Source organism: Limnohabitans sp. (genome assembly GCF_031538885.1).
Classification (GTDB): Bacteria; Pseudomonadota; Gammaproteobacteria; order Burkholderiales; family Burkholderiaceae_C; genus Limnohabitans.
This window is the reverse complement of record NZ_JAVKLW010000010.1, coordinates 1-19318: the sequence shown is the minus strand read 5'-3', so window position 1 is coordinate 19318 and position 19318 is coordinate 1. Positions and strand designations below refer to the sequence as shown.

Here is a 19318-nt window from a genome sequence, read left to right as displayed (position 1 = left end):
CCACCCTTGACCAGCCTGACGGCCTCCAGCTTGAATTCCAGTGTGTACCGCGCCCGTCGTATCGAATCGCTCATTTCTCTCTCCTAAAACTGATTTTTACCTATCAGCTAAGGAGTACGTTTTTCAGGGGTAAGGTCATTCAGGCCATTGGTTCGGATGCTCATACGATGGGATCCAAGACGATTGGTTCTGTGCTCATCAACCGCATGAAGGTGGCGGGTCGTTAAGCGCGTTTGCGCAGCATGCGACGCAACTCGGGCGACTGAATGGGCGCCACGTCGAAGGCTGGCGTATCCAACGCGTCGTTCACTGTTTTTTTTCAAAAACCTAACGGTTTCTTGGTTGGCGTCACCACGTTCGGTGCCGAATGAATAGTTTGATTTGAGCAGGGTACGGAACATGGCTCTAGAACTGCCGGGTAAGCGGTCAAAAACGAAGCAATGGCGCGATCATAGTGACTCAGTGTTTGGCGAAATGGCTGGCCAAATACTCCGCAGCCCCTAAGCCCGCAATGCGACCACTGGCCAAGCAAACGCTGAGCAAATAGCCGCCTGTGGGGGCTTCCCAGTCCAGCATCTCGCCGGCCACAAACAAGCCGGGCAGCGCCGTGGCCATGAGGTGTGCATCCAACGCTTCTAGGCGCACACCGCCTGCGCTGCTGATGGCTTCATCCAATGGACGTGTGGCGATCAAGGGGAGGGGCAGGTGCTGGATGGCGGCGGCCAGTTGCACGGGGTCGTTCATGGCTTCTTTGCTCAGCACCTCATGCAAGAGGGCCAAGTGCAACGCGGTGAGGTTGAGGCGGCTTTTGAGGTGGTTGCTGAGTGAGCGTGAGCCACGCGGGTGGCGCACTTCGGCCAGCATGTGCGCAGGCGTGAAATCGGGCTTGAGGTTCACGTGCAAGGTGGTGCTGCCGTGGCGCGCAATTTCGTCGCGCAGCAAGGCGGATGCCGCGTAGACTAGGTTGCCTTCCACGCCCGTGGAGGTGATGACGAACTCGCCTCGGCGCTGGAAGTTGACTCCAAGGCTGTCGGTAAACGACAAAGCTACCGACTTCAGTGGGGTGCCTGCAAATTGGCTGGCAAGGTGCGTGCTCCATCCTGTGGTGGTAGCGCTGTGGCTGGGACTGCTGTTGGCACTGCGTGTTTGCACATCAAAGCCGCAGTTGGCAGGACGCAGTGGCGACACCTCGATGCCTAGCGCACCCACCCACGGCGGCCACGCGCCGTCCGAGCCCAGCTTGGCCCAACTGCCGCCACCCAAGGCCAGTAGAACGGCATCGGCATGTCCGGTGTGTGGGCCTTGTGGCGTGTCGAAGTGCAGGGTGAAGGGATGTGTGGTGCCTGCCTTGTGTTGCAAGCCTCCGTTCCAGCGGTGGCGCATGTGAAACCTCACAGGCGTACCCTGCCCTGGGTGGCGCAAGCGGTGCAGCCACGCACGCAACAGCGGTGCGGCTTTCATGTCGGTGGGGAAGATTCGCTGTGAGCTGCCCACAAAGGTGTCGAGCCCTAAGCCTTTGACCCATGCGCAAATCGCGGTTGCATCAAAGGTTTTGAGCCATGTCGTGCAAGCCTCGCGGCGTTCGCCATAGCGGGAGACAAACAAGTCAAAAGGTTCTGCGTGTGTCAGGTTAAGTCCACCCAAGCCCGCCAGCAAAAACTTGCGCCCGACAGAGGGCATGGCGTCATACACATGCACATGAACGCCTGCGGCACTGAGCATTTCAGCGGCCATGAGGCCGGCGGGGCCTGCGCCCACGATGGCGATGTGGGGGTTTGATTTGGAAGTCACCCGTCAAGTGTAGGCGGCGGCCCGCAGACCTGTCGGTGATGGAGGCTGATACCATCCGCATCCGCATCCGCATCCGCACCAACGCCCACGGCTTGCGGCCTTTTGTGATGACCAATTTACGCACCTTGGACGGTTTGCAGGCTGTGGTCAAGTTCATTGAGACCAAGGGGATGTTGGTGTGATGCTTGAAAAACAGGAGTAAGCCATGCTTTTGACAACCGCTGTTTTTGCCAGCATCTTGGCATTGATGTTCATCAAACTCTCATTCAATGTGATTGGTTTTCGGCGCAAGAACAAGGTCTCTTTGGGTGCAGGAGGCGTGGACGAACTTGAAAGAGCCATACGCGCGCATGGCAACTTTGCTGAATACGTGCCGTTGGGTCTGTTTTTGATCGGCGCTCTGGAACTCAACGGTGCTCCGTGGGAGCTGGTGGCCGTGTTGGGTGCCTTGCTCGTGGCTGGGCGTTACTTTCATGCCAAAGGCATCAGTGAGCCCCCACCCAATTTCACCCAACGGGTCAGAGGCATGAAGCTTACTTTTGCGGCCCTGGCCTTGTCGGCGATTGCCAACGTCGCTTGGGTGGTGTATCGGGTAATGGCTTTGGCCTGATCAAAAATTCAGATCAGCCCCTCATACGCAACGGTGATGGGCGCATGGTCTGAGAACTTTTCGTCTTTGTAAATCGCCTCGTGGCGTGCTTTGGCGGCCACTGCGGGGGTGGCCAAGTGGTAGTCCAAACGCCAACCTACGTTGTTGGCATAGGCTTGGCCTCGGTTGCTCCACCAGGTGTAGCAAGCGTCGGTGGTGTCGGGTTGGAGTTGGCGGTACACATCGACGATGCCGTCTTGGGTGGTGAGCCGGGTCATCCACGCACGTTCTTCGGGTAAGAAGCCGCTGTTCTTTTGGTTGCCCTTCCAGTTCTTCAAGTCGGCTTCTTTGTGCGCGATGTTGATGTCGCCGCACAGCACAAACTCGCGTGTTTGCTTCAAGGTGCTGAGGTGGGGGGACATGGCGGCTAAGAAGCGGTATTTCGCCTCTTGGCGCTCAGGGCCAGAGGAGCCGCTGGGAAAGTAGCTGCTGATGATGGAGATTTTTTGGGTAGGTGTGTCAAACCGCAGTTCGACATAGCGGCCCTCACGGTCGAACTCGCCACCGTCAAAGCCGACGATCACGTCGCTGGGCTCATGCCGGGTGTACACGCCCACACCCGAGTAGCCTTTTTTCTCGGCGTAGTGAAAGTGACCTTGCAAACCCGCCAAGCGGTCGAATACGCTCTCGACGTCAGGCGCTTGGGCTTTGATTTCTTGGACGCAAATACAATCAGGGCTGGCTTTTTCGAGCCAAGCTTCCACGCCCTTGCGGGCGGCCGAACGAATACCGTTGAGGTTGAGGCTGGTGAGTTTGAACAAGGAATTTCCCCATGAGTCAGAGTGCGCTTGCCAACGATGCGTTGGCACAAGAATTTGTGCAATTTTCGCTGGATTGTGGTGTGTTGAAGTTTGGGGAGTTCAAAACCAAGGCGGGCCGCTTGTCGCCTTACTTCTTCAATGCGGGTTTGTTTGACGATGGCGCGAAGTTGGGCAAGTTGGCCAGCTTCTATGCGCAGCGTTTGATGCAAAGCGACATCGAGTTCGACATGATTTTTGGCCCCGCTTACAAAGGCATTCCTTTGGGCGCAGCCGTGGCGATTGAGTTGGCTCACCTAGGAAAAAATGTGCCCTTTGCCTACAACCGCAAAGAAGCCAAAGACCACGGCGAAGGCGGTAGCTTGGTGGGTGCGCCGCTCAAGGGCCGTGTGTTGATCGTGGACGATGTGATGAGCGCGGGCACTGCTGCACGGGAATCGATTGCCCTGATCAAGGCAGCAGGTGCGACAGCGCATGCCGTGGTGATTGCGCTGGACCGCCAAGAAATGGCGACGGAGAAAAAAGCGGATGGCACAACCCAAGACGTGCCCTATAGCGCCGTGCAATATGTGCGCGAGCAAGTGGGTTTGCAGGTGTGCGCGATTGCGGAGTTGAGTGATTTGTTGGCTTACCTCAACGCCCAGCTGGGCAATGCCATGGGTGAGCACTTGGCGCGTACGCAGGCGTATCGTGAGCGGTATGGGGTTCGGGCGGCTTAGCTGTTTTGTTGGTTGTGAGGGCGGGCGTTGTTCGTTTTTGTGCTGTGCTCGCTGGGTGAGTTGGGTATTGCCCGCTTCCTCATAAGGCGTACCACAAATCGTCAGCGGGCAACACCCAACCCACCCAGTCTGCGGCTTGGCGTTGCTTCGCTCGCCTCGTTCGTGCGAACGGATGTTCGGTTAACTAGGGGTTGTTTGAGCGAACTGTGTCGATCTCACAGGGTGTGGGTTGTGGGTGCGGCGGGTGATGATTTGCGGTAACCGTATGAAGAACCCGCCGTACCCGCAACCCGCACTGCATCCGACGAGAAGCCTTCACGCGTGCATTCGCCTTCCGTCAACAGAACATTGCCTGTTTGTCTTACGGTGAGAGGTGCAGTTCTGTGGCGTGTTTACGCCGAAGCCACCGCATATCCCATGGTCTGTGGCAACCACAACACCAGTTGCGGAAAGAAGGTCAGGGCCAGCAGCAGCCCTAAGAGCATGACCAAGAACATCCAACCCTCGCGCATCATCTCGCCAATCGGGATGCCTGTGAGGGCCTTGGTCACAAACAACAGCATGCCAAACGGTGGGTGGATGAGGCCAATCATCATGTTGAGCACCACCAGCACACCAAAGTGAACCAGGTCAATGCCCAGCGCATGCACGGCGGGCAGCAGCATGGGCACAAACACCAGCAGCAGCACGGACACATCTAAGAAGCAGCCCAGCACCAAGAACAGCACGTTGACCATCAGCAAAAACTGAATGCGGCTGAGCTGCATGCTGTCCACCCATGCCGCCATGTGTTGTGGCACTTGTTCGGCCGTGAAGGCGTAGTTCAAGATGAACGAGCCTGCCAAGATGAGGGTGATGACTGCGCTGGCACGGGTAGACGCCATTACCACATCCCAAAAGCTGCGCCATGTGAGCGCGCGGTAGACCACGGTCGACAACACCAACGCATGCAGCGCGGCAACTGCTGCGGCTTCGGTGGGCGTGAACGCACCCGAATAAATGCCGCCCAACAACACAATGGGCATGGACAGCGGCAAGGCACCGCGAAACAAAATGGCGGGCCATGCACGCAAGGGCACGGGGTCTTCGCGTGGCATGTTGCGTTGGGTGGCAATGATGTGCACCACGCCCATCATCAGTACCGTCATCAACAAGCCAGGCATCACGCCGCCCAAGAACAGCGCACCCACAGAAGCGCCCGACACCAGCGCGTAAATGACCATCGGAATCGACGGCGGGATGATGGGGCCCAGCGTGGCACTGGCCACCACCACCGCACCGGCGAAGCCGCGTGAGTACTCGGGCTTTTTGAGCATTTGGCGAATCGTCACCAGGCCCGGGCCTGCGGCATCGGCAATGGCGCTGCCGCTCATGCCCGAGAAGATGACGCTGACCAAAATATCCACTTGCGCCAAACCGCCGCGCATACGGCCCACAAGGATGCGGCAGAAATCAAAAATGCGTTCGCTCACTGTGCCTGCGTTCATCAAGTTGGCGGCAAACACAAACAGTGGCACGGCCAACAACACATAGCTGTTGTAGAGGCCATTGCTGACTTGCTCGGCCACGAGGCCTAAGTCTTGCCCTTTGGTGATGAGATAAGCCACACCCGACATGAGCATGGCAAAGCCAATCGGCATGCGCAGCAGCACGCCCAGCACTAACACGGCGGCTAAGGCGGTGAGTGGACTCATCATCATGGTTGCAGCTCATGCACGCTGAGGTCGCGGTGATTCATGGCTTGCACCAAGCCTTGCCAACTGCGCGCGGCCAAGGCGACGAGTAGCAACACAAACGGCAGAAACACCCATTCAAACGACAGGCCTAGCACGGCGGTTTTTTCGCGGGCCATGAAATGCACGTAGGACCAACTCGCGGGAAGCGCTGCCACGGCCAAGCCGCCCATGAGCGTGTGGCCCACCATGCGCATGAGGCGTCGCGTGGCGGGGCCAACGCTGTGCCACACCAAGTCGAACATCACATGTTCGCGCTCGGGCACGACAAATGCGCAGGACCACAAGATGACCCACAGGTACAAGATGACAGCGAGCTCATCACTCCACGGCAGGGGTTGGTTGAAGCCAAAGCGCGCCGCGATTTGAACGAGGAAGGTGAGGAACAAGGCGAGAAACAGCAAGCCGCCCATCGCGTTGACGAGCTGGCGCATGAACGTCGCGAATTTTTGGAAAAGCATGCGTTTTATTTGGTCGCGTTGATGCGGTCCATCAACCCTTGAGGCCAGTTTTGCGCCATCTCTGATTTGTCGTAGCTCGCTTGCACAGCTTTGCGGAATGCAGCTTGATCAGGCGTGACCACCTTCAAGCCTTGCTTTTTGAAGAAGTCCAAGATTTGCGCTTCTTCTTGGATGCGGTTGTCGTTGTTGAACTTGGCGGCGGCTTGTGCGGCGGCTTTGAGGTGCTTTTGTTCAGGGGCAGACAGGCTGTTCCACATTTTGTTGGAGACTGCGATGAACAAGCTATCGACCAAGTGGTGGGTCAACACAATTTGTTGCGTGACTTCGTAGAACTTGGCCGCACGCACGGTGGGCAAGGGGTTGTCTTGTGCGTCGATGGTGCCGGTCTTGAGGCCCATGTAGACCTCGCCAAACGCGAGCGGCGTGGCCGTGGCGCCCAAGGAGTCGCCCAAGAACAACCACTCTTTGGAGCCAGGCATGCGCAGCTTGACGCCTTTGAGGTCTGCGGGTGTGTTGACCTTGCGTGTGTCACGCAAATTGAGTTCGCGTGTGCCCAAGTAGACGGTGGCGAGGATGGTCACATCCATCTTCTCGGACGCGAGCTTGAACAACTCGTCGCCGATGGGGCCGTTGAACACTTTTTGTTGGTGTTTGGGGTCGCGGATGACGTAGCCCGCCGTGAAGATCGAAAATTCAGGCACCAGCTTGGCAATGTCAAAGGCCGAGATGGACGCCAACTCCAAATTGCCACGCGCCATGGCCGCAGGCTCGGTGCCTTGCTTGAACAAAGAGCCGTTGAGGTTGATTTGCACGTCATAGGCGTTGGGCGCCGATTTGTTCAACGATGCTTTGAGCACGTCCCACATCTTGCCGTGCCAATCGTCGGGTACCGCTGGGCTGGAAATGCGCAACACAGTTTTGTCAGCGACGGTTTGGGCGAGTGCTGTGGGGGCGTGGCCGCCCATCAGCACGGAGGTGGTGGCGAGACTCAAGAGGGTGCGGCGAAGCAAGGTGGATGTGTTCATGGGTTGTCTCCTAGAGGGTGGCTTTTTAGCTCAATTTTTTCATCAGCAGTTCATTGACTTGTGCGGGGTTGGCCTTGCCTTTGCTGGCTTTCATGATGGGGCCGACCAAGCCGTTCAAAGCTTTGGTGTTCCCTGCTTTGAACTCTTCCACGCTTTTGGGGTGGGCGGCCAGCACGGCATCGATGATGGCTTCGAGTACGCTGGCGTCGTTCATTTGCTTAAGGCCACGTTCTTCGATGAGGTGGTTGATATCAATGGCTTTTGCATCGGTAACGTGCAGGGTTTCTACGATTCGAATCGTGATGTGTCGTCCTCCTGTTGGAAGCCACTCCACTGAACGCCACATTGCATCAAACGCAACTTTGGCTTGTGCATTTGACATCTCATTTCTATGGATGCGACCCAGTAAATCAGCTAACTCAATCGGGTGAACTCTGACTCGCTCAAAGGTTTCGTTTTCGCTATTCAAGCGACGAGACACTTCGCCCATGATCCAGTTGCTGGCCAGTTTGGGTTGACCGCAGGCTTGGGCCGTGGCTTCAAAGTACGCAGCCGCCGCTTTGCTTTGCGTGAGTTGCGTGGAGTCGTACACGGGCAGCGCATAGTCTTTCACAAAACGTTCAGCCATGACGCGTGGCAGCTCGGCCATCTCGCTCTTCACACGTGCCACCCAATCGCGGCCAATCACCAGCGGGGGCAGGTCGGGGTCGGGGAAATAGCGGTAGTCGGCGGCGTCTTCCTTGGTGCGCATGGCACGGGTCTCACCCGTGTCTGGGTCGAACAACACGGTGGCTTGCTCGATCGCGTGGCCGTCTTCGATTTGGTCGATTTGCCAACGCACCTCGTAGTCGATGGCTTGCTGCATAAATTTGAAGCTGTTCAAGTTTTTGATCTCGCGGCGTGTGCCCAAAGGCGCGCCAGGTTTGCGCACCGACACGTTGGCGTCGCAGCGGAAGCTGCCTTCTTGCATGTTGCCGTCGCAAATGCCAATCCACGTGACGATTTTGTGCAGCTCTTTGGCGTAGGCCACGGCTTCTTCGCTAGAGCGCATGTCGGGCTGCGTGACGATTTCCAGCAACGGTGTGCCTGCGCGGTTCAAGTCGATGCCGCTTTGGCCCCCACCTCCGAGCGCTGAGTCTTCGTGCAGTGATTTGCCCGCGTCTTCTTCGAGGTGGGCGCGCTCCAAGCGCACAGTTTTGTGCACGGTCTCTTTGCCGACTTCCAAAAAGAACGATACCTCGCCGCCTTGCACCACAGGGATTTCAAATTGGCTGATTTGGTAGCCCTTGGGGAGGTCGGGGTAGAAGTAGTTTTTGCGCGCAAAGATGCTGCGCTCGGCAATGTGCGCGTTGACGCCCAAGCCAAACTCAATCGCGCGTTCGACTGCGCCGATGTTCATCACGGGCAACGTGCCGGGCAGGGCCATGTCCACCGCGCAGGCTTGTGTGTTGGGCTCTGCTCCAAAAGCCACCGAGGCACGGCTGAAAATTTTGCTCTTTGTCGAGAGCTGGGCGTGTGTTTCAAAGCCGATGACGACTTCGTAGCCTTGGATAAGTTTTTCAGTCATGCTTGCCATCCGCTTTGGCTTGCTGAGTTCAATTCGAGTAATTTGTCCCAATCTATAGCCCCGTTGGCTGCGCAAAAATCTATAGTGAAATTTCTTGTAAAGTTAGTGATAACACGTCCATATGCCTCATTAAATTCGTCGCATCTAGAACGTGCTTGATGCCCTACGGGTTCAACGATTTCTTTGTACATGGTTGGCTCATCGGATATCAAATACCAAAAATCTTGACCGCAAAGTTTTAAATAGCCCTTTTCTTTGTTGGGATTTTTATCTTGACCATAACAACAACCATTGACGCAAACGATTTTTGCGCGATGACCCGCAATTTTTTTTATTCGATCAAAATCCGAAATCATTTTGCTAATTTGACGTGAATTTCCCCAATTGGGGCCACTCTTAATCGAAACTGCATAGCGAATGTCATCCCTAAAAAACTCTAAGTCGACACCTTCAGAAGTAGATTTCATTCCTTTGAATTTTTCAGCGCACACAAAAATCGCCATGGATTCAAGGAACTCACCAAATAATGTTTCTTCGTTAGAAGATAAGTGCGCATCTAGCAATTGCTTGACCATGTCTGGCGCAGAGCTGATGGCTTTTGCTTTAAATAAATAAGGATTTTTCCGCTTTAAAACGTTTTTTAGTTTGAGCTTCTCAATGCTTGCCAGTCGTTTGTCATGAAATTGAGGCTTTATGTTTTTTGCTACGAACTCTTTTGTTTTTTGGAGTAATGTCATAAGTCGAAGATTCCTCAAGTAGGAGGGGCTGATCTGGGGTGATTTTCTTTTTGCACATGTCAACGAATGTCGGCGATATGTCTATTCCAATTGCACTCCGATTCAGTGCAAGTGCCGCTTCTAAGGTCGTGCCTGATCCAGCGAACGGGTCAAGTACAACTGCACGTTCATTCGAAAAAAGTTTGATGAACCATGACGGTAGAGCTAAAGGATATGCTGCACTGTGGTTTTTATTGCCGCATTCTGTTGCTAGATGAAGAACATTGGTTGGGTATGCAAATTCACGACCTTGCCAGTTCGCGATGTTTTTAGCGAAAGCATTTCCCACCTGTGAATCATGTCGAATCGTGTCATTCTTACCTAAAGACTTTAAACGCGTTTGAGCCCAATCTCCCATTGGAACCATAACGGCTTCTTGATTCATGGTGAATGTCTTAGATTTGGTGAAATGTAAACAACGCTCCCACGCATCACGAAAGCGATTGGGCCATTTTCCTGGAAAGCAGTTGCGCTTGTGCCAGATATATTCTTCAGTCCAATACCAACCCTGTTTTTTTAGAGCCAAGATAAGCTCCAAAACATAAGTGTGCCGTTCTCCGTTAACTGCTTTTTCTTTTATGTTGAGAATAAAAGAACCGTCATTTTTTAAAACTCGGAAAAGCTCAGCAGAGCGGGGTGTAAACCATTCCACATATTTTTCTGCTTTGATTCCGCCATAAGTGGATGATCGTTGATCGGCATAGGGCGGCGACGTCACGATTAAATTGACCGATTCGGTAGGGAGTTCTTTCAGTATATCTACACAATCTCCAAGAATCACTTGACTCTGTAAGCCTTTGTTTCGAAGTTTTTTTTCATTAAGTAGCGCATTCATTTATGAAACTCCTGATGGCTTGGCATTATGGAAATCGGTGTGCAATTGGTATTGGTGCGCCACGTTCAACAAACGCGCTTCTTGCAGATAGTTGCCAATGAGTTGCATGCCCACAGGCATACCACCTTCGCCAAAGCCCACAGGCACGCTCATGCCGGGCAAGCCAGCGAGTGAGGCGGGCAGGGTGAAGATGTCGGCCAAGTAGTCCGCCAATGGGTCGCTGGCGTTGTTGCCCAGTTTCCACGCCACGGTGGGTGCGACGGGGCCGGCGATCACATCGCACGCAGCAAACGCGCGTTGGAAGTCGTCGGCAATCATGCGGCGAATTTTTTGGGCTTGCAGGTAGTAGGCGTCGTAGTAGCCGTGACTCAGCACATACGCGCCGGTCATGATGCGGCGCTTGACCTCTTCGCCAAAACCTTCGGCGCGGGTTTGTTTGTACATGCTCACGAGGTCGGTGTAATCCTTGGCGCGGTGGCCAAACTTCACGCCATCAAAGCGGCTCAGGTTGGAGCTGGCTTCGGCGGGCGCAATGATGTAGTAGACGGGGATGGCCAACTCGGTGCGTGGCAGCGTGATGGGCACGAGCTTGGCGCCTTGGACTTCGAGCGTGTGGAGCGCGGCGTCGATGGCGCTGCGCACGTCGGTGGCGAGGCCGTCGCCGAAAAACTCGTGGGGGATGCCAATGCGAAGCCCAAGCAAGCTGTCGCCCAGCTTGGCAGAGAAGTTCTCAGTGGGCACATCGAGTGAGGTGGAATCGCGGTCAAGGTCGGGGCCGCACATGGCACTCAACAACAACGCGCAGTCTTCGGCCGTGCGAGCCATGGGGCCGGCTTGGTCGAGGCTAGACGCGTAGGCAATCATGCCGTAGCGCGAGGCGCGGCCATACGTGGGCTTGACGCCGGTGATGCCGCAAAAGCTAGCGGGTTGGCGGATGGAGCCGCCGGTGTCGGTGCCGGTAGCGGCGGGCGTCAAACGTGCGGCCACTGCGGCTGCGCTGCCACCCGACGAGCCGCCGGGGATGCGGCTCGCGTCCCACGGGTTGCGCACAGGAGACGGTGCGGCATGGCCGACGGCAGGCACACCGACGTTTTCATTGCTGGAGCCCATGGCAAATTCGTCACAACTGACCTTGCCAAGCGTCACCATGCCTGCGCCGCCTTGCCCGTTCACGCCAGTGCCGAGCTTTTGCACCACGGTGGCATCAAACGGGGAGCGGTAGCCGCGTAACATCTTGGAGCCCGCTGTGGTCGGGAAGTCGCGGGTGACGAACACATCTTTATGTGCGAGTGGCAAACCTTCCAAGCAGCCGCCTGTGCCTGCGGCTAAGCGAGCGTCCGAGGCTTGGGCTTGGGCGAGTGTGGCGTCTTCGTCGATGGACAAAAAGGCGCCGCAGGTGTCGGCCTTGGCGCGGTACAAAAAGTGTTGGGCGAGTTCAACCGCGCTCACTTGTTTCGTGCGCAGGGCGGTGCTGAGTTCGGTCAAGGATCGGTCGTGGAGGGCTTTTTCCATGTTTTAGTCCTCACTCGATCACTTTGGGAACCAAGAACAAACCACGCTCCACGGCGGGGGTGCTGCGTTGGTTGGCGTCGCGTTGGTTGGGCTCGCTGGCCACGTCAGGGCGCAGGCGCAACTCGATGTGCGCGCCAGGCATGGCGTCCACAGGGTGGGCCATAGGCAGCACGCCTGTGGTGTCTACCGCACGGATTTGTTCGACGATGCCGAAAAAATCGTTGATTTTGCTGAGCATGCGGGCTTGTTCATCGGGCTGTAGCGCTAGCCGCGCCAAGTTGGCAATGCGGCGAATGTCTTGGTCATTCAGGGACATACTTTTATAAGGGGAAAAACCCGCGATTTACGGGCGATGCGGTATTATCTCGCCTTTGTGTGTTCGCGCCCGCGAGCAAGCTTTGAGGACAGACATGTTTGGATCTTTTCGTCGGTATTTCTCCACCGATTTGGCGATTGACCTCGGTACCGCCAACACCCTGATTTATGTACGCGACAAAGGCATCGTGTTGGACGAGCCCTCAGTTGTGTCAATTCGCCACGAAGGCGGCCCTCAAGGCAAAAAAACCATTCAAGCCGTGGGTCACGAAGCCAAGGCAATGTTGGGCAAAGTGCCGGGCAACATCGAAGCGATTCGTCCGATGAAAGACGGCGTGATTGCCGACTTCACCGTGACGGAGCAAATGCTCAAGCAGTTCATCAAGATGGTGCACCCCCGCTCGGTGTTGAAGCCCAGTCCACGCATCATCATCTGTGTGCCTTGTGGTTCTACCCAAGTGGAGCGTCGCGCGATTCGCGAGTCGGCTTTGGGCGCAGGTGCTTCAGAGGTGTATTTGATTGAAGAGCCCATGGCCGCAGCCATTGGTGCTGGTTTGCCCGTGTCCGAAGCCTCTGGCTCGATGGTGGTGGACATTGGGGGTGGTACCACCGAAGTGGGCGTGATCTCCCTGGGCGGCATGGTCTACAAAGGCAGTGTGCGCGTGGGTGGCGATAAGTTTGACGAAGCCATCATCAACTACATCCGCCGCAACTACGGCATGTTGATTGGCGAGCCAACGGCTGAAGCGATCAAGAAGCAAATCGGCTCTGCGTTCCCCGGCTCTGAAGTCAAGGAGATGGAAGTCAAGGGTCGCAATTTGTCCGAAGGTGTGCCGCGTTCATTCACGATTTCGTCGAACGAAATTTTGGAAGCGTTGACCGACCCTTTGAACAACATCGTGTCCGCCGTGAAAAACGCGCTGGAGCAAACCCCGCCTGAATTGGGTGCAGACATTGCCGAGCGCGGCATGATGCTCACTGGCGGTGGCGCTTTGTTGCGTGACTTGGACCGCTTGTTGGCAGAAGAAACGGGCTTGCCCGTCTTGGTGGCCGAAGACCCGCTGACTTGCGTGGTGCGTGGTTGTGGTTTGGCGTTAGAGCGCATGGAGCGTTTGGGCTCCATCTTCACGAGCGAATAACTCAGTGCCACTAGGCACCCTCGACCGTTCCCCCCCGGCCTTCTTCAAGCAAGGCCCTTCGGCTGTCTCCAAATTACTTTTTTTCAGCGCCTTGTCGGTGCTATTGATGGTGGCTGATGTGCGCTTTGGCATGACGCAGCCTTTGCGGGCGGCCTTGTCGATTGCCTTGTATCCGGTGCAGTGGTTGGCCATGCGTCCACAAACGTTGGCTGACTATTCGTCCGAATATTTCGAAGCGCGTGATGTGGCGCAAGCCTCCGAGCGCGAGGCACGTCAGCAACTGCTGGTGCACGCCCGTCGCTCAGGGCAGGTGGAACAACTGGCGCTAGAAAACAAACAGTTGCGCGGACTGCTGAGTTTGAGTAAACGCTTGGAGACCAAGGGCGTTGCTGCCGAGGTTTTGTATGACGCGGCAGACCCTTACACCCGCAAGCTCATCATTGACAAAGGCTTGCTCAATGGCATCAAGGTCAGCTCACCGGTGATGGACGAGCACGGCATCTTGGGCCAAGTCACGCATGTGCTGCCTCTGGTGAGTGAGGTGACTTTGGTGACCGATCGCGAACATTCCATTCCGGTGCTCAACACCCGCACCGGCGCACGTGGTGTGGCCTACGGTGAGTCGGGCGGCGCACCGTTGCTGGAGCTGCGCTTCATGGCGACCAACGCTGACATTGAGGAGGGCGACTTGTTGTCAACCAGTGGTGTGGACGGCATTTACCCACCAGGTGTGTTGGTGGGCAAGGTGACCAAGGTGGAGCGCCGTGCCGAAACCGTGTTTGCGCGCATCCTGTGTGAGCCGGTGGGTCGGGTGCAGGGTGCGCGTCATGTGCTGGTGCTGGAGCCTTTGAGCGATCAATTACCGCCCCGCCCCCAAATTGAAAAACAACTGCCGGTGGCTGCGCAAAAAGGAGGTCGCCGATGATCATGCCGCGTGGCCAGCAGTTGTTGTTGCCAGCCAATCCGATGTTCATTTTGTTCACGCTATTAATGGCCTTGTTTGCCAACATGGTGGTGAGCATCAGCTTCGTCGGTAATGCGGCGTGGATGCCTGATTTCTTGGCTTTGGTCTTGGTGTTTTGGTGCGTTCACCAGCCCCGTTTGGTGGGCATTGGCGTGGCTTTCTTTTTTGGCGTGGGCACCGATGTTCACCAGTCGGCCTTGCTGGGTCAACATGCGTTGACTTACACCGCTTTGGGCTTCATGGCGATCATGGCGCACCGCCGTTTGTTGTGGTTTTCTGTGTCTTCGCAGGCGATGCAGGTGTTGCCCATGTTTTTGGTCGCACATGCGTTGGAGTTGTCGGTGCGCATGATGTCGGGTGCATTGTTTCCTGGCTGGACTATCTTTTTAGCACCGCTGCTGGGGGCTTTGCTATGGCCTGTGGTGAGTGTGTTCTTGTTGGCGCCGCAGCGTCGCGCACCTAACCCAGACGCGAATCGGCCACTATGAATGTGATTCGCGACATCGAGTCCGACCTGCGACGTTTCAGGTCGCGCATAGTGGTGGTGACGGGAGCGGTATTGGTGTTGTTTGGCTTGCTGGCCATTCGCCTCTTTTATTTGCAGGTCATTCGTTACGACGACCTCAATGCCCAAGCGGAGAACAACCGCACCGCCATCGTGCCCATCGTGCCCAACCGTGGCGTCATCATGGACCGCAACGGCATTGTGCTGGCGACCAACTACTCGGCCTACACGCTTGAAATCACTGCCTCCAAAGTGGTGGTGCCGCTTGAAGATGTGATTGAGCAACTGTCGGGCGTGATTGATATTCAGGCCCGCGATAAGCGGCGGTTCAAAAAACAACTCGGCGAATCCAAGAGCTTTGAGTCGGTGCCAATTCGCACCCGACTGACCGATGAAGAAGTGGCGCGTTTTGCTGCGCAGCGTTATCGCTTCCCCGGCGTTGAGATTCGTGCGCGCTTGTTTCGCAGTTATCCGTACAACCAGTTGGCCAGCCATGTGATCGGCTACATCGGTCGTATCAACCCCGCCGAAAAGGGCAAGATTGAAGAGTCGGACGACGCGGGCAATTACCGCGGCACAGACTACATTGGCAAACTCGGTGTTGAGCAAAGTTACGAAACGCAACTGCACGGCACCACAGGTGTTCAAGAGATGGAGACCTCGGCAGGAGGCCGCGCCGTGCGTCGTCTCAACAGTAGCCAAGCGATTCCCGGCAACAGTGTGGTGCTGTCCATCGACATCAAACTGCAAAAATTGGTTGAAGATTTGTACGGCAAGCGTCGCGGTGCTTTGGTGGCACTGAACCCCAAGACGGGCGAGGTGTTGGCCTTTGTGAGCAAGCCCACGTTTGACCCCAATTTATTTGTGGACGGCATCGACTCGGAGAACTGGCAAGCCTTGAACGAGTCCATCGACAAGCCGTTGCTCAACCGTGCCTTGCGCGGCACGTACCCGCCCGGCTCTACCTACAAACCTTTCATGGCTTTGGCGGCTTTGCAAACGGGCAAGCGCGGGGAGAAGGCAATCATTTCGGATCCTGGGTTTTTCATGTTCGGCAACCATCGTTTTCGTGATGACAAAGAAGGCGGTCATGGCTCGGTGGACATGTACAAATCCATTGTGGAGTCGTGTGACACCTACTACTACACGCTGGCGCGCGACATGGGCGTGGACTTGATGTATGAGCAAATGAAGCCTTTGGGCTTTGGGCAAATCACGGGCATTGACATCTTGGGTGAGTCGCGTGGCGTGCTGCCTTCGACCGATTGGAAGCGCACCACCTACAAAAAGCCTGAGCAGCAACGTTGGTACTCGGGCGAAACCATTTCCTTGGGGATTGGTCAGGGCTACAACAGCTTCACCATGCTGCAAATCGCCCATGCCATGGGCACGGTGGCCAACAACGGCTTGAAGATGAAGCCGCACTTGGTGCGCGAAGTGGTGGATGTGGAAACCAAGGTCTCGACCCCTGTGGCCAAAGAGCCCGTGGGGCAGTTGCCATTGCTGCCGGAGAATTTGGATGTCATCAAGCGCGGCATGATTGGGGTGAACATCGAAGGCACCTCCGCCACCAGCTTCATCGGGGCACCGTATGTGAGTGCGGGCAAGACGGGCACGGCGCAGGTCTATACCGTCAAACAAAACGAAAAATACAACGCGGCCACCATTGATGAACGCATGCGCGACCATGCCTTGTTCATGGCGTTTGCGCCCGCAGATGACCCCAAAGTGGCCTTGGCCATGGTGGTTGAGAACTCAGGCTTTGGTGCGCAAAATGCGGCACCGATTGCCCGCCGCGTGTTTGACTTCGTGATCATGGGCCAGTACCCCTCACAAGAGGACATTGAGGCGGTGCAAAAAGGCCAAGCGACCCGCCCGATCGGCAAACCGCGCGCAGTGGCTAACGTGCCTTGGCCATCGAAAGCGGTAGAAGTTGCGCCTGAAGAAATTGCTGAAGTGGCTGTTGCCGCCAAGGGGGCTGCCGCGGCGGCTTCGGCACCAGCACCAGCATTAGCCTCAGTCAAGCCAGCATCTGCCGCAGCCGCAGCCGCACGTGTTGCGCCTAGCGTGGCTTCCAAGCCTGCCGCCAGCAGCGCACGCTGAGTTGACCCCTGCGTTGGCGTGTATCCACGCCTAACGCAGAAAGGCGTCGTAGCTGGTTTTACAAATCAGCGCACCCACCACCACGATGAACATGCCGCGCACAAAGCCTGCGCCATGCTGCAAGGCCAAGCGGGTGCCTAACAAGCTGCCTGCGACATTGGCCATCGCCATGGGTAGCGCCAAGTGCCACCAGACATGGCCTTTGAGGGTGAACAACACCAAGGCTGCGATGTTGCTCGACAGGTTCAGCAGCTTGGCGGCGACCGACGCATTCAAAAAGTCATAGCCCAGCCAGCGGACGAATAAAAACACAAAGAAGCTGCCAGTGCCCGGACCAAAAAAACCGTCGTAAAACCCAATCGCCATACCGATGGTGGCGCTTGCCAACAGCTCTGCACGTCCTTGGAAGCGCGGCTGGTGGCGACGGCCTAAGTCTTTGCGCATCAAGGTGTAGACGAGCACAACCAACAGCACCAGCGGCAACAACTTACGTAAAAACTCGGGCGAAATCAAGGTGACCAGCCATGCGCCTGCAAACGCCGCCACCATGGTGGCCCCTGCCGCGGGCAACAAACCGGACCAGCGCACCTGGATGCGACGGCTGTATTGCCACGTGGCGAAGGCAGTACCCCAGACGGAGGCGCTTTTGTTGGTGCCAAACAAGGTGGCCGGTGCGGTGGTGGGGTAAGCGGCAAAGAGCGCGGGGAGCAAGATGAGCCCGCCGCCGCCCACGATGGCGTCCACAAAGCCTGCCAATGCGGAGGCCAAGGTGGTGAAGAAAAGTTCCATGCAGAGATTGTGGTCGCAAATAGAGCCGCTGCACAAAGCAAAAGGCACCGGGGGTAACCGGTGCCTTTTTGGAGTGGCGCTTCCTTAAGAAGCGTCTGTTGTGTTTGTCTCCTCAGACCCTCGTATCAACAGCGCGTACGCCATTGTGAGTGCAACTACTGTACGTGGTGCCAAGAAGCCATTTGCCTAGGAGATTCCCTTGAGGAATAACCCTAGACGCCGGTGGCTACTCAAGCTTGTTCGACTTCGTGCGCGAGCCATTGCGCGGCTTTCTCCGCCATCATCAAGGTGGGGCTGTTGGTGTTGCCGCTGATGATGGTGGGCATGACGCTGGCATCCACCACGCGCAAGCCGCGCACCACACCGCCGCGTCCGTCACGCACACGCAACTCGGGGTCGACCACGGCCATGGGGTCATCGATGCGACCCATGCGTGCGGTGCCCACGGGATGGAAGATGGTGGTGGCAATGTCGCCGGCCAAGCGGGCCAAGTCCTCGTCGGTTTGGTACTGCACGCCGGGCTTGTATTCCACGGGCTGGTACTTGGCGAGGGCGGGTTGGGCGGCGATGCGGCGTGTCACGCGCAGGGAGTCGGCGGCCACTTTGCGGTCGGCTTCGGTGCTCAGGTAGTTGGGGGCGATCTTGGGCGCGTCGTTGAAGTTCGCGCTGGTGATGTTGACTGTGCCTCGGCTTGTGGGGCTCAAGTTGCACACGCTGGCCGTGAAGGCGGGGAAGTTGTGCAGGGGCTCGCCAAAGGCATCCAGGCTCAAGGGTTGCACGTGGTACTCAATGTTGGGGTAGGGCTGGTCAGGGCTGCTGCGGGTGAAAGCGCCGAGCTGTGACGGTGCCATGCTCATGGGACCGCTGCGCTTGAAGGCGTATTCCAAACCAATCTTGGCCTTGCCCCACCAACTGTTGGCCAAGGTGTTGAGTGTCTCTACGCCTTGGACTTTGAAGACTGAGCGGATTTGCAGATGGTCTTGCAAATTGCCACCCACGCCCGGCAGGTCAATGACGGGTTCAATGCCGCGTTGCTTCAGCAAGTCCGCTGGGCCAAGACCTGAGAGCTGCAAAATTTGTGGCGTACCAATCGCACCAGCACTCAGCACCACCGATTGTTTGGCGGTGGCGGTCACGTAGCCGTGGCCTGTCCACACCTCGACACCGGTGCAGCGCTGCGTGCCGTCGGCCTCGGTCTGCATGACGAGCTTGGCGACTTGTGCGGAGGACCACAGTTCAAAGTTGGGACGCGCATAGCAGGTGGGGCGAATGAAGGCCTTGGCCGTGTTCCAGCGCCAGCCGCTTTTTTGGTTAACTTCAAAGTAGCCCACGCCCTCGTTGCTGCCACGGTTGAAGTCGTCGGTGGCAGGAATGCCAGCCTCCACAGCGGCTTGTGCGAAGGCATCGAGCACATCCCAACGCAGGCGTTGTTTCTCGACCCGCCATTCGCCACCTGCGATGTGGTGACGCAAGGTTTCGCCATACACCGTGGTGTCGGCCAGCAGCACCTCGCTGCGTTCGCCCTTGGCGCCATGGATGGCGTTGGCCCCTGCGTGGTGGTCTTCGTGCAGTTTGAAAAACGGCAGCGCGTTGTCCCAGCGCCAACGCGCGTCACCCGTGATGTCCGCCCATTGGTCGTAGTCACGGGCTTGGCCGCGCATGTAAATCATGCCGTTG

18 protein-coding genes and 2 pseudogenes are annotated in these 19318 nt (G+C 56.8%); 8 read left to right on the top strand and 12 right to left on the bottom strand.

The genetic code is table 11. The annotated features are described in order from the left end of the window. Positions 1-227: pseudogene (locus RMS03_RS00730) on the top strand (hypothetical protein); the annotation flags it as partial. 232 nt (positions 228-459) lie between these two features. On the opposite strand, the gene RMS03_RS00725 reads toward RMS03_RS00730, so the two are convergent. Beyond that, positions 460-1791 carry a TIGR03862 family flavoprotein gene (locus RMS03_RS00725; RefSeq protein ID WP_310625213.1) on the bottom strand — a complete coding sequence of 444 codons (1332 nt, stop codon included), beginning with the start codon at positions 1789-1791 and terminating at the stop codon, positions 460-462. A gap of 23 nt (positions 1792-1814) precedes the next feature. On the opposite strand from RMS03_RS00725, the pseudogene RMS03_RS00720 reads away from it, so the two are divergent. Together RMS03_RS00720 and RMS03_RS00715 are read left to right on the top strand one after the other, a co-directional pair. Then, positions 1815-1973 (top strand): annotated as a pseudogene (locus RMS03_RS00720) (urease accessory protein UreG); the annotation flags it as partial. A gap of 23 nt (positions 1974-1996) precedes the next feature. Continuing rightward, complete coding sequence (locus tag RMS03_RS00715) at positions 1997-2401, top strand: MAPEG family protein (RefSeq protein WP_310625212.1); 405 nt, start codon at positions 1997-1999, stop codon at positions 2399-2401. An 8-nt stretch (positions 2402-2409) separates the two neighbouring features. Here the strand turns inward: RMS03_RS00715 and RMS03_RS00710 are convergent, their stop codons facing one another. Next, positions 2410-3201 carry an exodeoxyribonuclease III gene (locus tag RMS03_RS00710; protein ID WP_310625211.1) on the bottom strand — a complete coding sequence of 264 codons (792 nt, stop codon included), beginning with the start codon at positions 3199-3201 and terminating at the stop codon, positions 2410-2412. Between the two features lie 11 nt (positions 3202-3212). Here RMS03_RS00710 and pyrE point away from each other — a divergent pair, with 11 nt between their 5' ends. Beyond that, positions 3213-3917 (top strand): orotate phosphoribosyltransferase, encoded by a 705-nt coding sequence (gene pyrE, locus RMS03_RS00705; RefSeq protein WP_310625210.1) that lies wholly within the window; start codon positions 3213-3215, stop codon positions 3915-3917. Positions 3918-4309: 392 nt separating this feature from the next. On the opposite strand, the gene RMS03_RS00700 is transcribed toward pyrE, so the two are convergent. Genes RMS03_RS00700 through gatC form a run of 8 tightly spaced genes read right to left on the bottom strand, consistent with a single transcriptional unit; the run spans position 4310 to position 12142 of the window. Further along, entirely contained in the window at positions 4310-5617 is a 1308-nt protein-coding gene (locus RMS03_RS00700; RefSeq protein WP_310625209.1) for a TRAP transporter large permease, read from the bottom strand. Beyond that, positions 5614-6111 (bottom strand): TRAP transporter small permease subunit, encoded by a 498-nt coding sequence (locus RMS03_RS00695; protein ID WP_310625208.1) that lies wholly within the window; start codon positions 6109-6111, stop codon positions 5614-5616. The genes RMS03_RS00700 and RMS03_RS00695 overlap by 4 nt, the downstream gene beginning before the upstream one ends. A 5-nt stretch (positions 6112-6116) precedes the next feature. Further along, a complete protein-coding gene (locus RMS03_RS00690) occupies positions 6117-7136 on the bottom strand; it encodes a sialic acid TRAP transporter substrate-binding protein SiaP (protein WP_310625207.1) in 1020 nt (339 codons plus the stop codon). A gap of 25 nt (positions 7137-7161) precedes the next feature. Continuing rightward, entirely contained in the window at positions 7162-8703 is a 1542-nt protein-coding gene (gene gatB, locus RMS03_RS00685) for an Asp-tRNA(Asn)/Glu-tRNA(Gln) amidotransferase subunit GatB (protein ID WP_310625206.1), read from the bottom strand. Next, the gene (locus tag RMS03_RS00680) at positions 8700-9440 is read right to left on the bottom strand and encodes a PmeII family type II restriction endonuclease (protein ID WP_310625205.1); all 741 of its coding nucleotides are present in this window, start codon (positions 9438-9440) and stop codon (positions 8700-8702) included. The genes gatB and RMS03_RS00680 overlap by 4 nt, the downstream gene beginning before the upstream one ends. After that, a complete protein-coding gene (locus RMS03_RS00675) occupies positions 9379-10314 on the bottom strand; it encodes a site-specific DNA-methyltransferase (RefSeq protein ID WP_310625204.1) in 936 nt (311 codons plus the stop codon). The genes RMS03_RS00680 and RMS03_RS00675 overlap by 62 nt, the downstream gene beginning before the upstream one ends. Continuing rightward, positions 10315-11826, bottom strand: coding sequence for an Asp-tRNA(Asn)/Glu-tRNA(Gln) amidotransferase subunit GatA (gene gatA, locus RMS03_RS00670; protein ID WP_310625203.1), 1512 nt, complete (start codon positions 11824-11826; stop codon positions 10315-10317). Between the two features lie 10 nt (positions 11827-11836). Then, a complete protein-coding gene (gatC, locus tag RMS03_RS00665) occupies positions 11837-12142 on the bottom strand; it encodes an Asp-tRNA(Asn)/Glu-tRNA(Gln) amidotransferase subunit GatC (RefSeq protein ID WP_310625202.1) in 306 nt (101 codons plus the stop codon). Positions 12143-12236: 94 nt separating this feature from the next. On the opposite strand from gatC, the gene RMS03_RS00660 reads away from it, so the two are divergent. Genes RMS03_RS00660 through mrdA form a run of 4 tightly spaced genes read left to right on the top strand, consistent with a single transcriptional unit; the run spans position 12237 to position 16852 of the window. Next, complete coding sequence (locus RMS03_RS00660) at positions 12237-13280, top strand: rod shape-determining protein (protein ID WP_104796817.1); 1044 nt, start codon at positions 12237-12239, stop codon at positions 13278-13280. Positions 13281-13284: 4 nt separating this feature from the next. Continuing rightward, on the top strand, positions 13285-14205 hold the full coding sequence (gene mreC, locus RMS03_RS00655; protein ID WP_310625201.1) for a rod shape-determining protein MreC: 921 nt from the start codon (positions 13285-13287) through the stop codon (positions 14203-14205). Next, the gene (gene mreD, locus RMS03_RS00650; protein WP_310625200.1) at positions 14202-14732 is read left to right on the top strand and encodes a rod shape-determining protein MreD; all 531 of its coding nucleotides are present in this window, start codon (positions 14202-14204) and stop codon (positions 14730-14732) included. Before mreC ends, mreD begins: the two co-directional genes overlap by 4 nt. Beyond that, a complete protein-coding gene (gene mrdA, locus RMS03_RS00645; protein ID WP_310625199.1) occupies positions 14729-16852 on the top strand; it encodes a penicillin-binding protein 2 in 2124 nt (707 codons plus the stop codon). The genes mreD and mrdA overlap by 4 nt, the downstream gene beginning before the upstream one ends. 30 nt (positions 16853-16882) lie before the next feature. On the opposite strand, the gene RMS03_RS00640 is transcribed toward mrdA, so the two are convergent. Both RMS03_RS00640 and RMS03_RS00635 read right to left on the bottom strand, forming a co-directional pair. After that, positions 16883-17641 (bottom strand): TSUP family transporter, encoded by a 759-nt coding sequence (locus tag RMS03_RS00640; protein WP_310625198.1) that lies wholly within the window; start codon positions 17639-17641, stop codon positions 16883-16885. A gap of 230 nt (positions 17642-17871) precedes the next feature. After that, positions 17872-19318, bottom strand: a 1447-nt coding sequence (locus RMS03_RS00635) for a GMC oxidoreductase (protein ID WP_310625197.1), incomplete at its 5' end; no start/stop codon positions are given.

Coding starts and splice junctions, on each gene's coding strand:
- RMS03_RS00715 (WP_310625212.1), top strand. CDS start 1,997: ATGCTTTTGACAACCGCTGTTTTTGCCAGCATCTTGGCATTGATGTTC.
- pyrE (WP_310625210.1), top strand. CDS start 3,213: ATGAGTCAGAGTGCGCTTGCCAACGATGCGTTGGCACAAGAATTTGTG.
- RMS03_RS00700 (WP_310625209.1), bottom strand. CDS start 5,617: ATGATGATGAGTCCACTCACCGCCTTAGCCGCCGTGTTAGTGCTGGGC.
- RMS03_RS00695 (WP_310625208.1), bottom strand. CDS start 6,111: ATGCTTTTCCAAAAATTCGCGACGTTCATGCGCCAGCTCGTCAACGCG.
- RMS03_RS00690 (WP_310625207.1), bottom strand. CDS start 7,136: ATGAACACATCCACCTTGCTTCGCCGCACCCTCTTGAGTCTCGCCACC.
- gatB (WP_310625206.1), bottom strand. CDS start 8,703: ATGACTGAAAAACTTATCCAAGGCTACGAAGTCGTCATCGGCTTTGAA.
- RMS03_RS00680 (WP_310625205.1), bottom strand. CDS start 9,440: ATGACATTACTCCAAAAAACAAAAGAGTTCGTAGCAAAAAACATAAAG.
- RMS03_RS00675 (WP_310625204.1), bottom strand. CDS start 10,314: ATGAATGCGCTACTTAATGAAAAAAAACTTCGAAACAAAGGCTTACAG.
- gatA (WP_310625203.1), bottom strand. CDS start 11,826: ATGGAAAAAGCCCTCCACGACCGATCCTTGACCGAACTCAGCACCGCC.
- gatC (WP_310625202.1), bottom strand. CDS start 12,142: ATGTCCCTGAATGACCAAGACATTCGCCGCATTGCCAACTTGGCGCGG.
- RMS03_RS00660 (WP_104796817.1), top strand. CDS start 12,237: ATGTTTGGATCTTTTCGTCGGTATTTCTCCACCGATTTGGCGATTGAC.
- mreD (WP_310625200.1), top strand. CDS start 14,202: ATGATCATGCCGCGTGGCCAGCAGTTGTTGTTGCCAGCCAATCCGATG.
- mrdA (WP_310625199.1), top strand. CDS start 14,729: ATGAATGTGATTCGCGACATCGAGTCCGACCTGCGACGTTTCAGGTCG.
- RMS03_RS00640 (WP_310625198.1), bottom strand. CDS start 17,641: ATGGAACTTTTCTTCACCACCTTGGCCTCCGCATTGGCAGGCTTTGTG.